Below are 16,704 nucleotides of genomic sequence, written 5' to 3'. Positions count from 1 at the left end.
TTTATAATCCCGCAAATATAATTTTTATTTAGAAACAATAAAAATAAGAAAGGGTGAAATTTTTCAGCTTTTGGGTTTTAAAGGCTGGAGGTTGGAAGTTATTTTTGTCATCAATATGGTTAGAAGTTATCATAGCTTCCCCCTTCCAGCCTCCAGCTTCCTTCATCATAAAACTTAGACTCACTATGAAATGATTCATCTATAAAAATTGAGATATAACCATTAATCGCCTATCATCACTTCCCTCTTCCAGCCTCAAGCTTCCTTCCTAAAAATCATAAGATCCCAGCCCAACTAAGGGCCAGGATCTTACTGTGAAAAACAAGGTATCTTTACATCGCAGGCCCGGCTGCGTCTTTTATTTCTTCTAATAATTTTTTACGTTCACGAAGTCTTCTTCTTGCAATAACAGATTTACCACCAAGAACTCTGACAAATCTGAAGTATTGAAATCTTTTAGCTCCGAAATGGTGCGTAATTACATACAACAAGACTCCAAAACCAATCAGAATAATGAATCCGAATATCTTTTTAGTGGCTATCAAAATAGCATTCAACTGAATGGCTTTCATATTAGCCATCACATTCTGCGGAGTGACGGTCATTCCATCCATATAAACGGCCAGATCTCCTACTGCTGTAACCTGAAAACGGTATTGTAACCATGAATATAGGGTTGAAAATATACCTACCGCTAAAAATGTTCTCCAAACCAATACCAATCCGATGGCTGCCAACATTTCATCCATTTCAAGTTTATCCAAAGTATAAAACCATACGGAGATAAACAGTGAACACATTCCATAGCCTTTTAAGAACATAGGCAGATACCAGTTATCATAATTGAATTCCAGTACCATAGAGAAATACATAATGATCGAATATCCTATCATCCCTGCAAACCCTGAAAAAATATACATTTTCAATGGTTTTTCTTTTTTAAACCAAAAAATAGCAATGATTCCGGCTACAATGATTCCGGGAATCATCATCATGCTCAGCTTTGCATTAGTCAATGGATCATATCCTAAAACTCCTACAGCAAAAGTATTCTGAAGAGAAGCAGTTCCTAAGAACATCCCCAGCCAGAACAGCATAAATAAACCGTTCTGTACATTATTTTTAGTGAAAATTTTAAATGACAGATAAGGTCTCTTTAAGGTTAACTGACGAATGGAAAGCAAGGCAAAGCTTACAAATGCTGCAATACTCGCATTAATAATATTCTTCGAATTCAACCAGTCCTGCTGTCTTCCGAATGCATAAACATATGCCGAAAACATAAAGGTTGAAATGAAAAGCAGGATACTCAGCCAGTCGATATAATGCAATGGAACTTTCAGCGCAAAGTATTTGTTATGCATAAAAATCCAGTGTATTAATGCTAATATAAAACATAGAACTGCTGTAAAAATGTAAAACTGCTGCCAGTTATAAAGAAGAGCAAACTCCGCTGAGTAATACACTGCCACCTGGTTCATCACCAGAACAAATGTATAAAATGCGCCATAAAAAATTCCTCTGTTCCCAATCATGACCATCAATGGCAGGAAGAGTTCTATGGTTACCATCATCTTCAAAAATCCAATCAATAAGGCTGAAAATACAAAGATCATCGGTTGTAAAGTAGTACCATTGATATAGCTCAACAGCCCTAAAAGAACCAATAGCAGTACCATTTTATCTCTTACCTTGAACCTCATTTTGATTCTGAGGACCACAGGCATACAGGCTCCCATTCCAATAGTGGTTGCATAGTTCGCCCACATGAAATATTCTGTCATCGCTCCGGTTCCACTCACCAGATAGCTGATGTTTCCTGTATACACCCCACCAATCGGCATTACCACGGCAAGCAGCAATACAATCAGCAGAAGCTGTACGGGTTTGGGTACCCAGTCGTTATATAATCCTTTGTTGTACATATTGTAGATAATAGATTTCAGATATCAGATGACAGACTTTCTAGACATTCAGCCTTAACTTTCTACGCTGCATAATGTCTGGAATCTGATATCTTCCATCTTTTAGTCTTTATTAATATTCACGTTCATATTCATCCCAGCACTCAGCTTTTCAAGATCTTCTTTTTTATTAGTAGCCGTGAATTCGATTCTTACAGGAATTCTTTGCTGAACTTTAATAAAGTTACCGGTAGAGTTATCGGTTGGTACGCTTGAATATCTTGATCCTGTAGCTGCAGAAACGGCAGTTACTACTCCTTCAAACTGCTTTCCACCCAAGGCATCTGCCGTCATCATCATCTTTTCTCCTACTTTAATATTAGGCATCTGACTTTCAAGGAAGTTAGCCGTTACCCATTTCTGACCATTTAATACGATGGTTGCCACTTGCTGACCGGGTTGAATCAGTTGTCCTTCAGAAATCGTTCTTCTTCCCATCACTCCATCATAAGGAGCTGTAATTACAGTATAAGAAAGATTGATTCTGGCCATATCCAGCGCAGATTTTGTTCTTTTGATCTCTGCATCATTGATTCCTAATTTACTTTTCACTTCTGTAGTAGAAAGGTTTGCAGATTGCTTCTGATTCACCAGTGTTTCATAAGCTGCCTTTTGAGCATCATATTCTGTTTTCACCTGATCGTATTGTTGCCTTGTTACCGCTTCCGCAGATAAAAGGTTTTTGTATCTGTTCAGGTTCTGTTCAGCATTCCAAAGTCTTGCTTTTGCTCCGGCAATATTAGATTCCATTACATTGATGTTGTTGGAAACAGTGTTTACGGAAGAACTTGTTGCTGTTTTTTGAGCCATTGCGTTTTGATAAGCTGCTTCAGCCTGTCCTAATTGGGTAAGGATTTCACGTTCATCCAAAACAACCAATGTATCTCCTTTTTTAACTCTTTGGTGCTCAATAAATTTAATTTCTTTGATATAAGCAGAAACTCTTGTATTGATCGGGTTGATGAATTCTTCTACCTGAGCCGCTTCCGTATAGGTTTTGTTTCCGATGTGGAAATATTCACGGATGAGCCAGAATAATCCGAATCCGATCACCAGAAAAACGATGATATTGGAAATAATCGCTCTGATTTTGTTTTTCTTGTTCTGCTTTTTTTTGCTATCTGCCGCTGGTCTTGCGGGAGTTGGTGTAGTATTTTGAGTAGTTTGTTCCTTGTTTTCCATTGTGTTGATTTCAGTTTAAAAAAATTAAAGTGTTCCTGTAGCTTTCAAAAGGTTATAATATTGATACAAAACATTGATCTCTGCATTGGCATAATCCAGCTCTGACTGCAGTTTCTGGTTCTGCGCATCAATCATTTCTGCCTGTACAGCCAATTGATTCAAATATTTGGCTTCGGTAATTTTGTAGTTTTCCTCTGCCAGCCTTTTGGAATCATTTAGGATGTCTGCCTGTTGGATAGCTTCCTGATATTTAGTATACGCTGCATTCACGCCCATATCTACATTCTGCTGTACTAAAGTCATGGCATCATTCGCCTGATTTTTCTGCAGTTCACCTAATTTTACTTTTTCCTTTGTTTTATACAGCGTATCAATATTGTAGCTAAGAGAAACACCTGTCTGCCAACCTCCTGAATACATATCCAAGACAGGGTTTCTCGTAGTAATTGGTCTTTGTAAAGTATAACCACCGAATCCTGCCAGAGTAGGCAAGTTATCAGTTTTTATAATTTCAATATTCTTATCGGCTACTGCAATGTTTTTCTGTGCTGATTTCAACACCGGATTGCTTTCATGAGCAAGATTCATATAATAATCCATCCCAATTCCGGATTCTTTGTTCTCCAGATTTTCAGTAGGAACAATTTCAGTATCAGAAGATAAACCTAATGCAATATTTAAATTATAATTAAGGATTTTTTTATTGTTGGAAAGCGTCAGAATTCCCTGATCCAGGTTTTTAAGAGCAAGCTCCCCACGAATCACTTCGTTTCTGGTCACCATTCCCTGCTGATAGAACTTCTGGATATTTTTAAGACGTTCCTGAGCTAACTTTTTGTTATTCTGAAAAACCTCTTGTTGGTTAATCATTTTATAGACATCCAGATAATTGGAAATCACTAAAAATTTCACATCCTGCTTATTTTTCTCCAGATCCAGTTCGGAAAGCTGTTCACGAAGCCCCGCCATTTCAATGGATTTATTTACCAGTCCTCCTTTGAAGATTAATTGAGTTGCCTGCACCGCATACGAACTTCCGTAATGAGGCATCGGAACCTTTGTAGAGTTTGAAAAGTCTTTGTCAATAGCTACGGCATCTCCCAAATAGAATTGGCTTGTAGAAGCCGTAATGGTTGGAAGTTTCTGAAGCTTAGCAACATTGATATTCTGTTTGGCAATATCAATATTTTGAGCCGAAACCTTCAACTGCTGATGATTCTGAACTGCCAGTTCAGCAATCTCACCTGCGGTCAGCTGTTTAATCTGTTGTGAAAAAAACAGCGCAGGAAAAGCTGCTATCAGAACTGATAGTGCTGTTTTTATTTTTTGTGTCATTTTACCTTGTTTTACAGATGCAAAGTTAGGTGAACAACAAAATCAATCAAATGTTTGATTTTTGGAAAAAGATGTTCAAATGTAGGATTTTAGTTTTCAAACTGATGTCTGTACTGCCTAGGGCTCACTTCCATATGTTTTTTAAAAAAGTGCGAAAACGCGTACTGATCACTGAAACCGAGGATGGAAGACACCTCTGAAACAGGTTTATTGGAAGAGTTCAGGAGTACTTTGGCTTCATTTATGACAATTAAAGCAATGATATGGCTTGCTGTTTTTCCCGTGACTTCTTTGACCACTGATGAAAGATGTCTGGTTGTAATGGATTGTCTCTCGGCATAAAACTCAACGGTTCTTTCAGTAAGATGATATTCGGAAAGGTCGGTAAGAAAAACGAACACAATTTCTTCCTGTCTGGACATCTGATTCATAGAATTATTGTCTTCTTTCGAAATAATTCCAGCCATTTGATAACAGAAAACGGAAAAAAGGTGTTCCACCATCTCTTTTTTGTAGAGCATATCGGTTTCTGAATCCAAAATGTATTTCAGAAAATTGACACTTTTCCAGACTACTTCCATTTCACTTTCCGGAAAAGGAACCCCTCTATTCATCTGCTGCCTGAAATATCGATAGGTAATCAATCTGTTGAACTTCAAAGAAAGGGCGGAAATAAATTCTCTTTTATAAGAAACCATTCTGGATTGAAAATCATCGCTCACAGACACCACTTCATAAATCGTTTGTGGATCGGTCACCATAAACATATTGGCAGAAACCTCAAGATCACTGAAGTGCTGGCGAAGTTTTATGGTTCCTGATTTAATGAAAATAAAAGCCGGATTATCGGGACGAAAAGGCTTATCAACAGCGATTCTCTCGAAAATATTTTTTTGCGTAAAAATTTCAACTCCGAACTTTTCTAAGGCAGACATAACACAAATGTAAGCAAACTTATCACTGATTACAAAATTTTATTATTTTAGCATTAATCCAATTCCTGTCAGTATGAGAAAGGTTGATTTATTATTTGCAGAATATAGTAAGAGCCATAGAAATGCGACTAACAAGTTCATTCATTGGTTTTGTGTGCCTTTAATCTTTTGTTCTATTCTGGGGTTTATTTCTTTGATTCCTTCGCCCCATTTCTGTATTTCCTACCTTGGATGTATCAGTATTGTGAGCTTAGTTGCCGTTATTCTGATCAGTTTATATTATCTAAGGTTATCTTTATTAATTGGAATCGCCATGATTTTGATTATGCTTTTGGCAGAACATTGTATCTATCTTACCAATATTAGCCTTGGCAAACAATCATGGATACTTTATCTCAGTGTTTTTATTGTTACATGGATCTTGCAGTTTATCGGGCATAAAATTGAAGGGAAAAAACCATCTTTCCTGAAGGCTATTCAGTTTCTACTTATCGGCCCTATCTGGCTGTTAGGTTTTATTCTGAAAAAAACAGGAATCAGGTATTAACGTTTTTGGCTTATTCTTTTACCCAATTTTCGGTAATTATCTTTCCAAGCATAGTTTTTGATAGTATTCATGGAAAATTAACCTTCCATGAGAACAATACTTTTACCTTTACTTTTTCTTGCCTTTATCAATTGTAGTAAGTCTGGTGGTGATAAGCATTCTGTTAAGGCTAACCTTGTAGATATTATTAACGAAGAACCACTTCCACCTCATTCTGTATCTGAAAAGGCTTCATCTGACGTAACTTCATTTCCTACTTTAAAAGGATCAGATACTGTCTCCAGAAAAATTATTAAAAATGGAGAAATGAGAATTCAGGTGGGAGATATTAAAAAAGCGCAAAGTCAGACCCAAGAGATTTTAAAGAAGAATAATGGATACATCCAGAAAGAAGAGTTTCAAAATACAGATGTGAATGAAAATCTGAATCTGACAATCAGAGTTCCTCACAAAAGTTTCGATAAACTTATTAATTCATTTTCTGATGGTGTAGGTTCTGTGCTATCTAAAAATATTTCATCAGATGATGTTACAGAGGAATATACTGATGTATCCATAAAATTAGCTAACAAAAAAATCTATCTTGAAAAGTATAGAGATATGCTTAAAAATGCAGCCACCACAAAAGATATGTTGGAAATACAGGAAAAGATCCGGGCATTGGAAGATGAGATTGATGTAGCAGAAGGAAGACTTCGTTTTATTGATGACCGAGTGAATTACAGTACTTTAGAACTTAGCTTATATAAAGAAAAAGTAAGAAGTTCTGCTACTTCAAAAATTGGATTCGGAAGCCGGTTTGTGGACTCTTTGACAGAAGGCTGGAATAGTTTCGTAGCCTTTTTATTAGGTATTATTTCCTTTTGGCCATTCTTTTTACTGATTCCTCTTATGATTGTTCTTTGGAAAAAATGGAAGAAAAGAAAGCAGTAAACATCGCCATATAAATTAACAAAACCGAATCTCTACTGAGGCTCGGTTTTTATTTTAACGTGCATATTTTGTCGGAAGATCCGGGTAATTATCTTTTAATGGGATTGTTTTTCCTCCTTTAGAAATTTCAGCCTTTGGATAAGCGTTTTTAAATAATGTAAAAGTAATCAGGATTGGTTCGTTACTATTTATCTGATTTAAATTTTTAAAAGCATCCAAAATCTCCTGACTGTCAAAGGAATAATTACTTCCATATCTCTGTGTATTTCCCCAATCCATAGAAAACCTGTTTGGAAGATTTCTCAGTTTCGATTCTTCAAAGGTTTCATTTTCAACGCTCATTGATTTACCATCAAAAGCATACGCTGAAATTTCAGAAACTTTCTCAGTGTTTTCAGTTTCAATCTTCACCATCCATGAGTATTTTTGGATAAGAATATCTGAATAATCCGAAACATCTTTCAGGGAAGGAAACTCATTATATTCTTCTCCTGCATATTTTCTGTATACCAGCATTTTCAATACTCCAGGAATTTCCTTTGCCTCAAAACTTTCTATTAATTTTGATCCGAAATTCTTATTTCCCGGCTGTTCAATCATCACAGAAATTTTACCTTTTGGCTGAATTTCCAACTTCAAATCTATTCCTAGGTTCTTATTTTCCAAAGAATTCTGTATTTTTTCCTGAGGAAGTTTTGTATTCAGCTGGTAAAACTTTTTCTCCTCAACAGAAAAATATTTAATGGATAAAGAATCCGGCAACAGATCATCCTGTGACCAAAAATAAGCAGAATCTGCTCCTTTTGAAACAATTAACTTTGGAGAATTATAATCTAAAATATTTTCAGAATCATTAAAAGTATTGATAAAAACAGCATCAAGGATCTTAAGCATACCCGACTTATCATCTGTTGAATTAGGTACCACACTAATGATCTTTGCAGACCAGTTTACTTTATCAAATTCCTTTTTTTTCAACAAAGCAATTCCATAGAAAAGAACCAGCACAATAAAAACAACTGCCAGACAAAAATTCAGATAATCTATGACCGTTTTTTTCATATTTTAATGTTGATAAGCTCTTCCTAAAGCACCTAAATAAGACAATGCTACAAATGCCAACAAGGAAATAATTACAATAAAAAAAGTAAAATATCTGAATGATTTTTTATATCGGGATTCTCCCATAAACCCATTAAGAATAAGAGAAATAACCGGAATAAAAAAGCACACAAAAGCTAAAGACAACCCTTCCCCTATCTTTACATTAAAGTCTATATAATCCAGGTATTTGATAAGCAATACCTGAATACAAAACAATAGAAAAACAGTAAGAAACGGGTTATTTTTCAACATTATTTTTTTATTTTCCTAATACAAATACAGCAGGAACTTTATGAAGTTCAGGCTTTTGTTTTTGCCAGTCTTTTATTGTTTTGGTCTTGATAAATTCATGCTCAGGATCATTGATATTAGCCGCAATACAAAGCTTGGTATTGGGTGATAAAAATTTGGTCAGGTCTTCAATAAGCTGATTATTCCTGTAAGGAGTTTCCATAAAGATCTGAGAATAACCTGTTTTCTGAACTAAACTTTCCAGCTGTTGAATCTGCTTCTTTTTCTCTCCTTTATCAATTGGAAGGTATCCGTTAAAAGTAAACTCCTGCCCGTTAAATCCACTGGATATTAACGCCAAAATAATAGATGAAGGTCCTGAAATAGGAACTACCTGAATGTTTTTTTCATGACACCATTTTACCATCAGATTTCCAGGATCTGCAATACATGGCAGCCCGGCTTCAGAAAGCAATCCAAAGTCCTGCCCTTTCAACATCAACTGTTGAGCTTCTTTAATATCTGCATTTTCTGTATACTTATCTAGTAAAAACAATTTCAGATCTGCCTGTTTCTTTTCAGGGGCAAAGAATTTAACGACCTTTCTGGCTGTTTTCTCATTCTCCACAAAGAAGTAGTCCGTTTGCATGATATATTCCTTAATAACAGGTGCAAAATGGGTAATAGAGGTATTTTCTGATAAATAAGCAGGAAGTAAAAAAAGCATAAAAATTTATTTATGGATGATGATTATAAATTATGAATCGTTAACTGGGAAGCAATGGCATTGCAACCTTTATCTAATAACTGGAAAACTTTTTCGAAGTCTTCCATTCCACCCCAGTATGGGTCAGGAACTTCAGTATTGTTGAATTTTCCGGCCGCTTCCAGAAACAATGATATTTTTTGTTTTTGTTCTTCATTGAGCGCTTTAGCCATAACATCTTTATAGACACTAGCATCCATACAGTAAATCTTATCAAAGGTTTCATAATCAGCCCTTGTGATGGGCCTTGACCTCTGCATGGAAATATCAACACCATGATTGGCAGCAGTTTTAATGGCTCTTTTATCCGGATGTTCCCCTTCATGCATAGAAATCGTTCCGGCAGAATCTACCACAAAGCTTTCCGGCACTTTAGTTTTCATAATTCCTTCTGCCAAAGGGCTTCTGCATATATTTCCAAGGCAAACCATCAGGATTTTCATAGTCTGATATTTAAAAGATTAAACTGTGATAAATGTTTATTAGCTTCAACAAATCTAAATAAAAAAATGAAGAATATAACTATTCTTCATTTTTTAATATTTTAGCTTAAGATGATCTTACTGCTTGATTCTTTCGGTAAGATCCTTAACGTATTTCTTGATTTCTTTATCAATTTTCGATACATCCTTGATGGTATCACAAGCATACATTACCGTAGAGTGGTCTTTCCCGCCCATTTCTTCACCAATTTTAGTGAACGTGGAGTTAGTAAACTCTTTTGAGAAATACATCGCTAATTGTCTTGGTAAAGCGATTTCTCTTTTTCTTGTTTTAGACAGAAGCTGCTCTTTTTTGATTCCAAAATAATCGCATACCACTTCCTGAATATAAGGAATATTGATCACCTTCTTTTGGTTGGCTGCAATTCTGTTGATGGTTTCCTTTAATAATTCAAGACTTAAATCTCTCTTGTATACTGTAGAATAAGCAATCACCGAGTTAATAACACCTATTAATTCTCTTACGTTTGTTTTCGTTTCAACAGCAAGGAAATCAAGCATATCTCCAGGAAGAACAATTCCGTCTCTGCTTAATTTATCTTCAATAATCTGTCTTCTTGTGGATAAATCCGGAGATTTGATCTCTGCAGAAAGTCCCCATTTGAAACGGGAAACAATTCTGTCCTGAATATCCATAATGTCTGCAGGTGCTTTATCTGAAGTAAGGATGATCTGCTTTCCATTTTGATGCAAGTGATCGAAAATATGGAAGAAACTATCCTGAGTTGCCGATTTTCCTGATAAAAACTGAATATCATCGATAATCAATACATCTACCATTTGATAGAAGTTAGCAAATTCTGTCTGCTTATGTGCTTTTGCAGCTGAAATAAACTGCTGGATGAATTTTTCTGAAGATAAGTAAAGAACTACTTTGTCCGGAAACTGATTCTTTACTTCAAGACCCACTGCCTGGCCTAAGTGTGTTTTTCCTACTCCATATCCTCCATATAAGAATAATGGGTTAAATGCTGTAGCTCCTGGTCTTTTTGCAATTGATCTTGCTACGGTAGCTGCGAATTTATTACTTTCTCCTTCTACATAACTATCAAAAGAATAGTCTGGTTTCAGGTTAGAATCAATATTTACTTTTCTAATTCCAGGGACCACGAAAGGGTTTACAATATTAGCAGAGAATCCTTGTGGCATTGTTTCCTGTGTTTTTGGAGTAGGAACGCTTTGTCCCTTCATATTCATGGTAACCGGTTTTTCCTCACCTTTTGGTCTGTTTTCCATTACAGAATACCATAATTTAACTCCTTTTCCTACATTTTTCTTCAGGGCAGCAGAAAGTAAGGACAAGTAGTTGTCCTCTATATATTCCTTGTAAAAATCGCTCGGTACGATAAGTGTAAGGTTATTAGACACTAATGAAAGTGGCTGTACCTTATCAAATAACATATCGAAAGATTTTTCAAGTTTTTTCAGGTCAGAATTATCTTCAGCCGCGTTCAAGTTATCACGCATAAACTGAAGGCACTTCTGCCATATCATCATTAAATTGTCATCCATTTTTTATGCCCTGATTATTCTTTTGTTTGTACTGTTTTTAGAAGGGAGACAAAGGTCCAATATTTTCTTTTTAAAAAAAAATATTGCAGGTATTGATTATTTAAAAATATATTTGTATGTATAATTAAAGACCTAAAATGATACATACAACACATTCAATACGAGTACGTTACGCAGAAACAGACCCCATGAAATATGTCTACTATGGCAACTACGCTCAGTACTTTGAAGTGGGCCGGGTTGAGCTCTTCAGAAGTATAGGAATTTCATACGATGAAATTGAAAACCAAGGAATTTGGCTACCGGTTTCAGACTACAAAATTAAATATATTCGTCCAGCTTTGTATGACCAAAAGTTAGAAATTCATACTTATGTAAAAAAAATTCCTGGCGTAAGGATTGAATTTGAATATGAAATTTACAATGAAAAACATATTAAAATTACCGAAGCTTCCACTACCCTTTTCTTTTTAGATGCCCAAACCAATAAAGTCATCAAATGTCCGGATTTCCTGATGAAGATGATTGAATCTCATTGGAAGAAAACAACAGACGATACATTATAGAGGCTTGAGACAGGAGATATAAAGCGTGGAGATAAGACTTAATCTCTATGCCACCACTTTAAACTTCGAACTTTAAACGCTCTCCCCTTGCACTTTGAACTATAATTCGCACCTTTGTCACTTTATAACAACAACACCTTATATATTTACTTATGAAGATTGCATTTTTGGGGCCTCACGCCAGCTTTACCCAGCTTGCAGCAGCACAACTTTTTCCTGATGATGAGCTTTTACCACAAGCCAGCATTCTGGACTGTTTTGGAGCGGTAGAAAGCGGAGACGCACTTAAAGCGGTTGTTCCTTTGGAAAACTCCATAGAAGGCACCGTATCAATGACGCTGGATTATTTGTATAAGACACCGTCTATTAAAATTGAAGCAGAAGCTGTAATGCCGATCGCCCACCATCTGATGCTTCATCCTGAAAACTCTATTGAGGAGATAGAAAGGATTTATTCGCATCCACAGGCATTGGCCCAAAGTTTCCATTTTTTAGACACTCATTATAAAGGAATTCCCAAACAGGACTTTTCTTCTACAGCAGCAGCAGCTAAATTTGTTTCGGAAAACAAAGACTCTAAAATTGCTGCAGTAGCGAATCAGTATGCAGCCAACTTATATGGTTTAAACATCATTAACCGTAATATTCAGGATTTTGAACAAAATCATACCCGATTTATCATTATCTCCAAACAGCAAAATAAATACGACAACAGCCAACTGGAAACATTAGGAGAGAAATCCGGAATGCTCGTAACCCTTCCTGAAGATCATCCGGGAGGGCTTCACCAGGTTTTATCGGTTTTCGCATGGAGAAAAATGAACCTCAGCAAGATTGAATCCCGAACGTTAAAGACCGGATTGGGCAATTACTTCTTTTTTATTAATGTGGAAGGTTCATGGGAAGATATACTTCATGGAAATGCTTTGAAGGAGCTCGAATCCATCAATGCCAATGTTGATTTTCTTGGAAATTATAAAGAATTTCTTTTAGAAAGTTAAAATAAACCAGTATATTCATTACAAAAGCACTGTTACCTCAACAGTGCTTTTGTATTATATATTAGGTAATTATATACAATTTTACACTGACCCTAATATTTTACTATTTTGACCCTGTCATTCTGAATACAGGCTGAAAGCCTGCGAACGTAGTTCAGAAGTGAAATAAAGAATCTAAGCCAAATATGAGATTCTTCCTTCGTCAGAATGACAATGGTGTAAAATTGTATATAGACTCCATATATTATAAAACAATATCTGGCTGACAACAATTAATAACTCAAAAAAAACAACCCACATAAAAGGGATAATTTTATTTTTCAAAATCCTCATATACATTCATTTGATAAAACGAAAAAAAATAATTCGTAATTAAAATATGAAATAATATACACTAAAATATAAACATACGTTTAAATATTTTATATCATATTAACGTTAAAAGTGAAAAATTCATAATATAGATTTTAGTATTTTCGTATCTTTGTTATCAACTAAATAAAAATTTGATCATGAAAACTAAAATCTACAGCCTAATTATAGCTTTTGCTACTCTACCGTTATTTTCACAAGTAGGAATTAATACTAATACTCCAACGGCAACACTGGACGTTAACGGAAACATGAGAGTTCGAAATACCCCTACAGCAACTACAGTTCCCGGATACCAGCTTTTAGTTCAAGATACAGGAAGTACAGAAGTATACGCCATGGATCCACAATTGCTAATAGGAGCAGCTAATGTTAACTCAGGAATGTATTCTGCTAAAAAAACAACCGGCATCAGCCTTGTAAACGTTGCCCTTTTTCCAGCTACCTTTAAACCTGTCAATTTTTTAACAAATGAGAGAACAATAGGATCTGCGGCTATGTTTTCTGATTCAGACAGTTCTTTTATCATTCCATCTACCGGAGTTTATATGTTAGGATATACTTTCAGGTACGGAACAGGATTACAAGCAGACCTTCTTGTAAACGGTTACGGTATTGGAATTGCAAGAACCAGAAGCGGAGTGGGTACAATTATCGACACCCGACCATTCTCAGGTCTTGATTTGCTTGTAGCAAAATTAACAATTTCTGAAGCCAGTATAAATTCTCTATACTCTTTTCAGGCCGGAGACAAGGTAAGTTTTGGACTTACAGGAAGTAATGTTTTATCACTATCCATTGCAGGTTCTAGTGTTTCTTCATTCTATATCTATAAAGTATCCAATTAATAAAACATATTGTTAGTTATCTATATCGTTAACCCATCGCCTCCTGTTGCGATGGGTTAATTTTTTAACACCATTTTAAAATTCTTTATATTTGATAAAAACTATATAATGAATGAGTATCTTGCGGTTATCCTGATTATAGTCATTGCCATTATTTTCAACAACCTGAACACCAAAATCCGGAAACTTGAAAAAGAGGTATCAGATCTTAATTCCAAAATCAATAAAAAAACACTACAGCCTGAGCCAGCCCGGGAAGTCACTTCTACTGAAGAAATCATCACCCCATCACCAACTCCAATATACGAACCTCACAAGGAAACTACAACCCTGAATGAAAACTCCGAAACCTCTCCTGTAATTCAAAAAGACTGGCTAAGCCCTGTTTTTGAATTTTTAAAACAAAACATTCTTACTGTTGTTGGTATTTTCACTTTAGTTCTCGGAATAGGTTACTTTGTAAAATACGCTATTGATAAAAACTGGATTGGGGAAACCGCAAGAGCAGGAATTGGTCTTTGCACCGGAACAATTATTATCCTTACAGGACATTTTCTCAGAAAAAACTATAAAACATTTGCCTCCATCATTACTGGCGGCGGAATTGCTGTTTTATATTTCACCACTACCATCGCATTCAGAGAATACCATCTTTTCAGCCAGAATACAGCCTTTGCTATTACTTCAATAATCACCATTGTAGCTATCATTTTATCCTACTATTACAGAAGTGAAGTTTTAATCATTTTTTCATTAATAGGTGGTTTCACAGCTCCTCTAATGATTAGTACAGGAGAAAATAATTATATATTCCTTTTCACTTATCTTACTTTACTAAATATAGGAATGCTGGCTGTTGCTTTTCTTCAACATTGGAAAAGTGCAGGATGGACAGCTTATATCTTTACCGGTATATATCTTTTTTACTGGACTGTAGACCTTCCTGAACTTTTGAGCATTGCTTTCTATCTCATCAGCTATATTATTTTCTACACTTTTGCTCTTATTGATTATTTCAGAAAAAAAGTACTTTCTGTTCCGGATATTTTAATGCTTGCTCTTATCAATGGCTCAAGTATTATAGGCCTTGCTTATATCTTCAATGAATTACAATATGAACCCGTTATTATATTTCCTCTGATTTTCGCATTGGTGAATACCATTCTTCTCTTCAGGGAATATGGAAAAAGAAATTTTGGGATTTCCTTTTCTGTTTTTGCAGGAATAACCGTTAGTCTGATTACAATAGCTGTTGCTTTACAGTTTAAAGCTCATCTTATTACCAGTGTTTGGGCTATAGAGGCCGCCCTACTCCTTTTTATATGGAAAAAAACAGGTCATAAAATTTTTAAAACATGTTTTCACATCCTTTTTCCATTGGTTATTTTCGCACAGCTTATCACCTGGTGTGAATATCTCAATGCCGTAAACCTCAATATTATATTCAACCCTGTATTTTTAACGAGTATGGTGACCATTGTTTCCATTGGAATCAATTTATATTTATTAAAAACCACCAGTGAAGAAACAGAAACGGGAACCAATTCTTTTTTTGAAGACCTTATTACAGCTGCAAGCTATGGGGTTATTTACACTGCCATTCTTCTTGAAATCATTTATCACATCAATACTCTACCTTGGGCTGCAATAACCAGTGTAGCATTGTTGTACAGTATCTATTATATTTTCATATTACTATTTTTCAGAAAAAAGCTGAGTATTGCCAAAGATCTTCAAACAGGACTAATCTATTTGTTTTTCTTCCTTATAATGATTAATATTTCTGTTGCCACCTCATCAATAGTTACAGATATTCTATCAAAACAACTTCAGAACAGTTTTTATATATTACACCTACTTCAATGGATACCTTTTATATATGTATCTTTAAAAATCATTCCCGATACAGGATTCCATCAATCAAAAATATCATACTGGATCGTTTCTCTGGCACTCATTGTTTCAGTGAGCTGTGAACTTCATCATTTATATGTATTGGCGACATCTCATGGTGTGGAAGATTCTTATGCCGTAAAAAACCATTTCAACATTCTTTATCTACCCATCATCTGGACCATTCTTGCGAGTATATTCATTTATATAGGATTGAGAAAAAATATTCAGGAATACAACAAGATTGGGTTTTCCCTGATTGGCTTAATGGTTTTAAAACTTTATGCTTATGATGTCTGGCAAATGGATAACATCTCAAGAATCAGCGCATTTATTGCTCTGGGGATTATACTGTTATTAAGTTCTTTCACTTTTCAGCGTCTTAAAAACATTATCAAAAACATGGTTGACACCAAAGAAAAAAATGAAGAAAACCAGGAAGTATAATTAGGCTAAAGGTTTTTATTTCTAAATAAAACGTAAAACATTTTAATATTTAATTCACATTTTACAAAAAATAACTATATTTATCACGTTTTTAACAGTTACATATTCTGATTATGAAAAAATTACTCTATTCTTTTTTAATACTGTCATCTGCAACTTTATTTGCACAAAAAAAGCTTGCAGTGGCTGACAATATGATTGGAACAGAAGATCTGTTCAAGTCTGCAGGTTCTCGCATACAGGTCCTAAAGACCTATAATAGCGCAGCGAGCCTTCCTGCTAATTTGAAAAAATACAGTTCTGTTTTTACCAACGGGGTTACTGTATATAAAATCAATAAAAGCATTGGTTTTGATAAGATGGCATTAGCTCAGCTAAACCAACAAAGTGATATTCCTGCTGATAATTCTGTTTTTATTGATGGATATGAATTTACAGATTCATCCACTAAAATATTCACAGCCATTATAGCAAAATCGGAAAAGAAGGATTACAACGGAAAGTCAACTTTATTTATTTATACAACAAAGTAATTTTTAACAATACAAAAAAGGATAGCATTTTT

Annotated in this window: 17 protein-coding genes; 7 read left to right on the top strand and 10 right to left on the bottom strand. The window is 35.0% G+C overall.

Annotated elements, in window-relative coordinates; genetic code table 11:
• Positions 1-28 precede the first annotated feature (28 nt).
• From CHSO_RS25930 to CHSO_RS09265, 5 genes are all read right to left on the bottom strand, one after another.
• Entirely contained in the window at positions 29-199 is a 171-nt protein-coding gene (locus tag CHSO_RS25930) for a hypothetical protein (protein WP_171817629.1), read from the bottom strand.
• Between the two features lie 133 nt (positions 200-332).
• Positions 333-1,925 (bottom strand): hypothetical protein, encoded by a 1,593-nt coding sequence (locus tag CHSO_RS09280; protein ID WP_045495232.1) that lies wholly within the window; start codon positions 1,923-1,925, stop codon positions 333-335.
• Between the two features lie 102 nt (positions 1,926-2,027).
• Positions 2,028-3,146: an HlyD family secretion protein gene (locus tag CHSO_RS09275; RefSeq protein WP_045495230.1), complete on the bottom strand. Its 1,119-nt coding sequence runs from the start codon at positions 3,144-3,146 to the stop codon at positions 2,028-2,030.
• Positions 3,147-3,170: 24 nt separating this feature from the next.
• The gene (locus CHSO_RS09270; protein WP_045495229.1) at positions 3,171-4,481 is read right to left on the bottom strand and encodes a TolC family protein; all 1,311 of its coding nucleotides are present in this window, start codon (positions 4,479-4,481) and stop codon (positions 3,171-3,173) included.
• Between the two features lie 89 nt (positions 4,482-4,570).
• A complete protein-coding gene (locus CHSO_RS09265; protein WP_045495227.1) occupies positions 4,571-5,416 on the bottom strand; it encodes a helix-turn-helix domain-containing protein in 846 nt (281 codons plus the stop codon).
• 73 nt (positions 5,417-5,489) lie between these two features.
• Between CHSO_RS09265 and CHSO_RS09260 the strand changes: the two genes are divergently transcribed.
• Entirely contained in the window at positions 5,490-5,963 is a 474-nt protein-coding gene (locus CHSO_RS09260) for a DUF962 domain-containing protein (protein ID WP_045495225.1), read from the top strand.
• 87 nt (positions 5,964-6,050) lie between these two features.
• Positions 6,051-6,896, top strand: a complete 846-nt coding sequence (locus tag CHSO_RS09255; RefSeq protein ID WP_045495223.1) for a DUF4349 domain-containing protein — start codon at positions 6,051-6,053, stop codon at positions 6,894-6,896.
• Positions 6,897-6,950: 54 nt separating this feature from the next.
• Here CHSO_RS09255 and CHSO_RS09250 read toward each other — a convergent pair whose 3' ends face one another.
• From CHSO_RS09250 to dnaA, 5 genes are all read right to left on the bottom strand, one after another.
• The gene (locus tag CHSO_RS09250) at positions 6,951-7,958 is read right to left on the bottom strand and encodes a DUF2931 family protein (RefSeq protein ID WP_045495221.1); all 1,008 of its coding nucleotides are present in this window, start codon (positions 7,956-7,958) and stop codon (positions 6,951-6,953) included.
• A 3-nt stretch (positions 7,959-7,961) separates the two neighbouring features.
• Positions 7,962-8,252 carry a hypothetical protein gene (locus CHSO_RS09245; protein ID WP_045495219.1) on the bottom strand — a complete coding sequence of 97 codons (291 nt, stop codon included), beginning with the start codon at positions 8,250-8,252 and terminating at the stop codon, positions 7,962-7,964.
• A 7-nt stretch (positions 8,253-8,259) separates the two neighbouring features.
• The gene (locus CHSO_RS09240; protein WP_045495217.1) at positions 8,260-8,958 is read right to left on the bottom strand and encodes an SAM-dependent methyltransferase; all 699 of its coding nucleotides are present in this window, start codon (positions 8,956-8,958) and stop codon (positions 8,260-8,262) included.
• A gap of 23 nt (positions 8,959-8,981) precedes the next feature.
• On the bottom strand, positions 8,982-9,440 hold the full coding sequence (locus tag CHSO_RS09235) for a low molecular weight protein-tyrosine-phosphatase (RefSeq protein ID WP_045495215.1): 459 nt from the start codon (positions 9,438-9,440) through the stop codon (positions 8,982-8,984).
• A 117-nt stretch (positions 9,441-9,557) separates the two neighbouring features.
• Complete coding sequence (gene dnaA / locus CHSO_RS09230; protein ID WP_045495212.1) at positions 9,558-11,012, bottom strand: chromosomal replication initiator protein DnaA; 1,455 nt, start codon at positions 11,010-11,012, stop codon at positions 9,558-9,560.
• Between the two features lie 137 nt (positions 11,013-11,149).
• Here dnaA and CHSO_RS09225 point away from each other — a divergent pair, with 137 nt between their 5' ends.
• From CHSO_RS09225 to CHSO_RS09205, 5 genes are all read left to right on the top strand, one after another.
• The gene (locus tag CHSO_RS09225; RefSeq protein ID WP_045495210.1) at positions 11,150-11,578 is read left to right on the top strand and encodes an acyl-CoA thioesterase; all 429 of its coding nucleotides are present in this window, start codon (positions 11,150-11,152) and stop codon (positions 11,576-11,578) included.
• 152 nt (positions 11,579-11,730) lie between these two features.
• The gene (gene pheA / locus CHSO_RS09220) at positions 11,731-12,579 is read left to right on the top strand and encodes a prephenate dehydratase (RefSeq protein ID WP_045495208.1); all 849 of its coding nucleotides are present in this window, start codon (positions 11,731-11,733) and stop codon (positions 12,577-12,579) included.
• Positions 12,580-13,091: 512 nt separating this feature from the next.
• Positions 13,092-13,799 carry a hypothetical protein gene (locus CHSO_RS09215; RefSeq protein ID WP_045495206.1) on the top strand — a complete coding sequence of 236 codons (708 nt, stop codon included), beginning with the start codon at positions 13,092-13,094 and terminating at the stop codon, positions 13,797-13,799.
• 108 nt (positions 13,800-13,907) lie between these two features.
• Complete coding sequence (locus CHSO_RS09210; protein ID WP_045495205.1) at positions 13,908-16,139, top strand: DUF2339 domain-containing protein; 2,232 nt, start codon at positions 13,908-13,910, stop codon at positions 16,137-16,139.
• Positions 16,140-16,252: 113 nt separating this feature from the next.
• Entirely contained in the window at positions 16,253-16,672 is a 420-nt protein-coding gene (locus CHSO_RS09205) for a hypothetical protein (RefSeq protein WP_045495204.1), read from the top strand.
• The last annotated feature ends 32 nt before the right edge of the window (positions 16,673-16,704 follow it).

This window comes from Chryseobacterium sp. StRB126 (assembly GCF_000829375.1).
Lineage (GTDB): Bacteria > Bacteroidota > Bacteroidia > Flavobacteriales > Weeksellaceae > Chryseobacterium.
The sequence above is the reverse complement of the archived record's forward strand: the minus strand, read 5'-3'. Positions and strand labels throughout refer to the sequence as shown.

Coding starts and splice junctions, on each gene's coding strand:
- CHSO_RS25930 (WP_171817629.1), bottom strand. CDS start 199: ATGAATCATTTCATAGTGAGTCTAAGTTTTATGATGAAGGAAGCTGGA.
- CHSO_RS09280 (WP_045495232.1), bottom strand. CDS start 1,925: ATGTACAACAAAGGATTATATAACGACTGGGTACCCAAACCCGTACAG.
- CHSO_RS09275 (WP_045495230.1), bottom strand. CDS start 3,146: ATGGAAAACAAGGAACAAACTACTCAAAATACTACACCAACTCCCGCA.
- CHSO_RS09270 (WP_045495229.1), bottom strand. CDS start 4,481: ATGACACAAAAAATAAAAACAGCACTATCAGTTCTGATAGCAGCTTTT.
- CHSO_RS09265 (WP_045495227.1), bottom strand. CDS start 5,416: ATGTCTGCCTTAGAAAAGTTCGGAGTTGAAATTTTTACGCAAAAAAAT.
- CHSO_RS09260 (WP_045495225.1), top strand. CDS start 5,490: ATGAGAAAGGTTGATTTATTATTTGCAGAATATAGTAAGAGCCATAGA.
- CHSO_RS09255 (WP_045495223.1), top strand. CDS start 6,051: ATGAGAACAATACTTTTACCTTTACTTTTTCTTGCCTTTATCAATTGT.
- CHSO_RS09250 (WP_045495221.1), bottom strand. CDS start 7,958: ATGAAAAAAACGGTCATAGATTATCTGAATTTTTGTCTGGCAGTTGTT.
- CHSO_RS09245 (WP_045495219.1), bottom strand. CDS start 8,252: ATGTTGAAAAATAACCCGTTTCTTACTGTTTTTCTATTGTTTTGTATT.
- CHSO_RS09240 (WP_045495217.1), bottom strand. CDS start 8,958: ATGCTTTTTTTACTTCCTGCTTATTTATCAGAAAATACCTCTATTACC.
- CHSO_RS09235 (WP_045495215.1), bottom strand. CDS start 9,440: ATGAAAATCCTGATGGTTTGCCTTGGAAATATATGCAGAAGCCCTTTG.
- dnaA (WP_045495212.1), bottom strand. CDS start 11,012: ATGGATGACAATTTAATGATGATATGGCAGAAGTGCCTTCAGTTTATG.
- CHSO_RS09225 (WP_045495210.1), top strand. CDS start 11,150: ATGATACATACAACACATTCAATACGAGTACGTTACGCAGAAACAGAC.
- pheA (WP_045495208.1), top strand. CDS start 11,731: ATGAAGATTGCATTTTTGGGGCCTCACGCCAGCTTTACCCAGCTTGCA.
- CHSO_RS09215 (WP_045495206.1), top strand. CDS start 13,092: ATGAAAACTAAAATCTACAGCCTAATTATAGCTTTTGCTACTCTACCG.
- CHSO_RS09210 (WP_045495205.1), top strand. CDS start 13,908: ATGAATGAGTATCTTGCGGTTATCCTGATTATAGTCATTGCCATTATT.
- CHSO_RS09205 (WP_045495204.1), top strand. CDS start 16,253: ATGAAAAAATTACTCTATTCTTTTTTAATACTGTCATCTGCAACTTTA.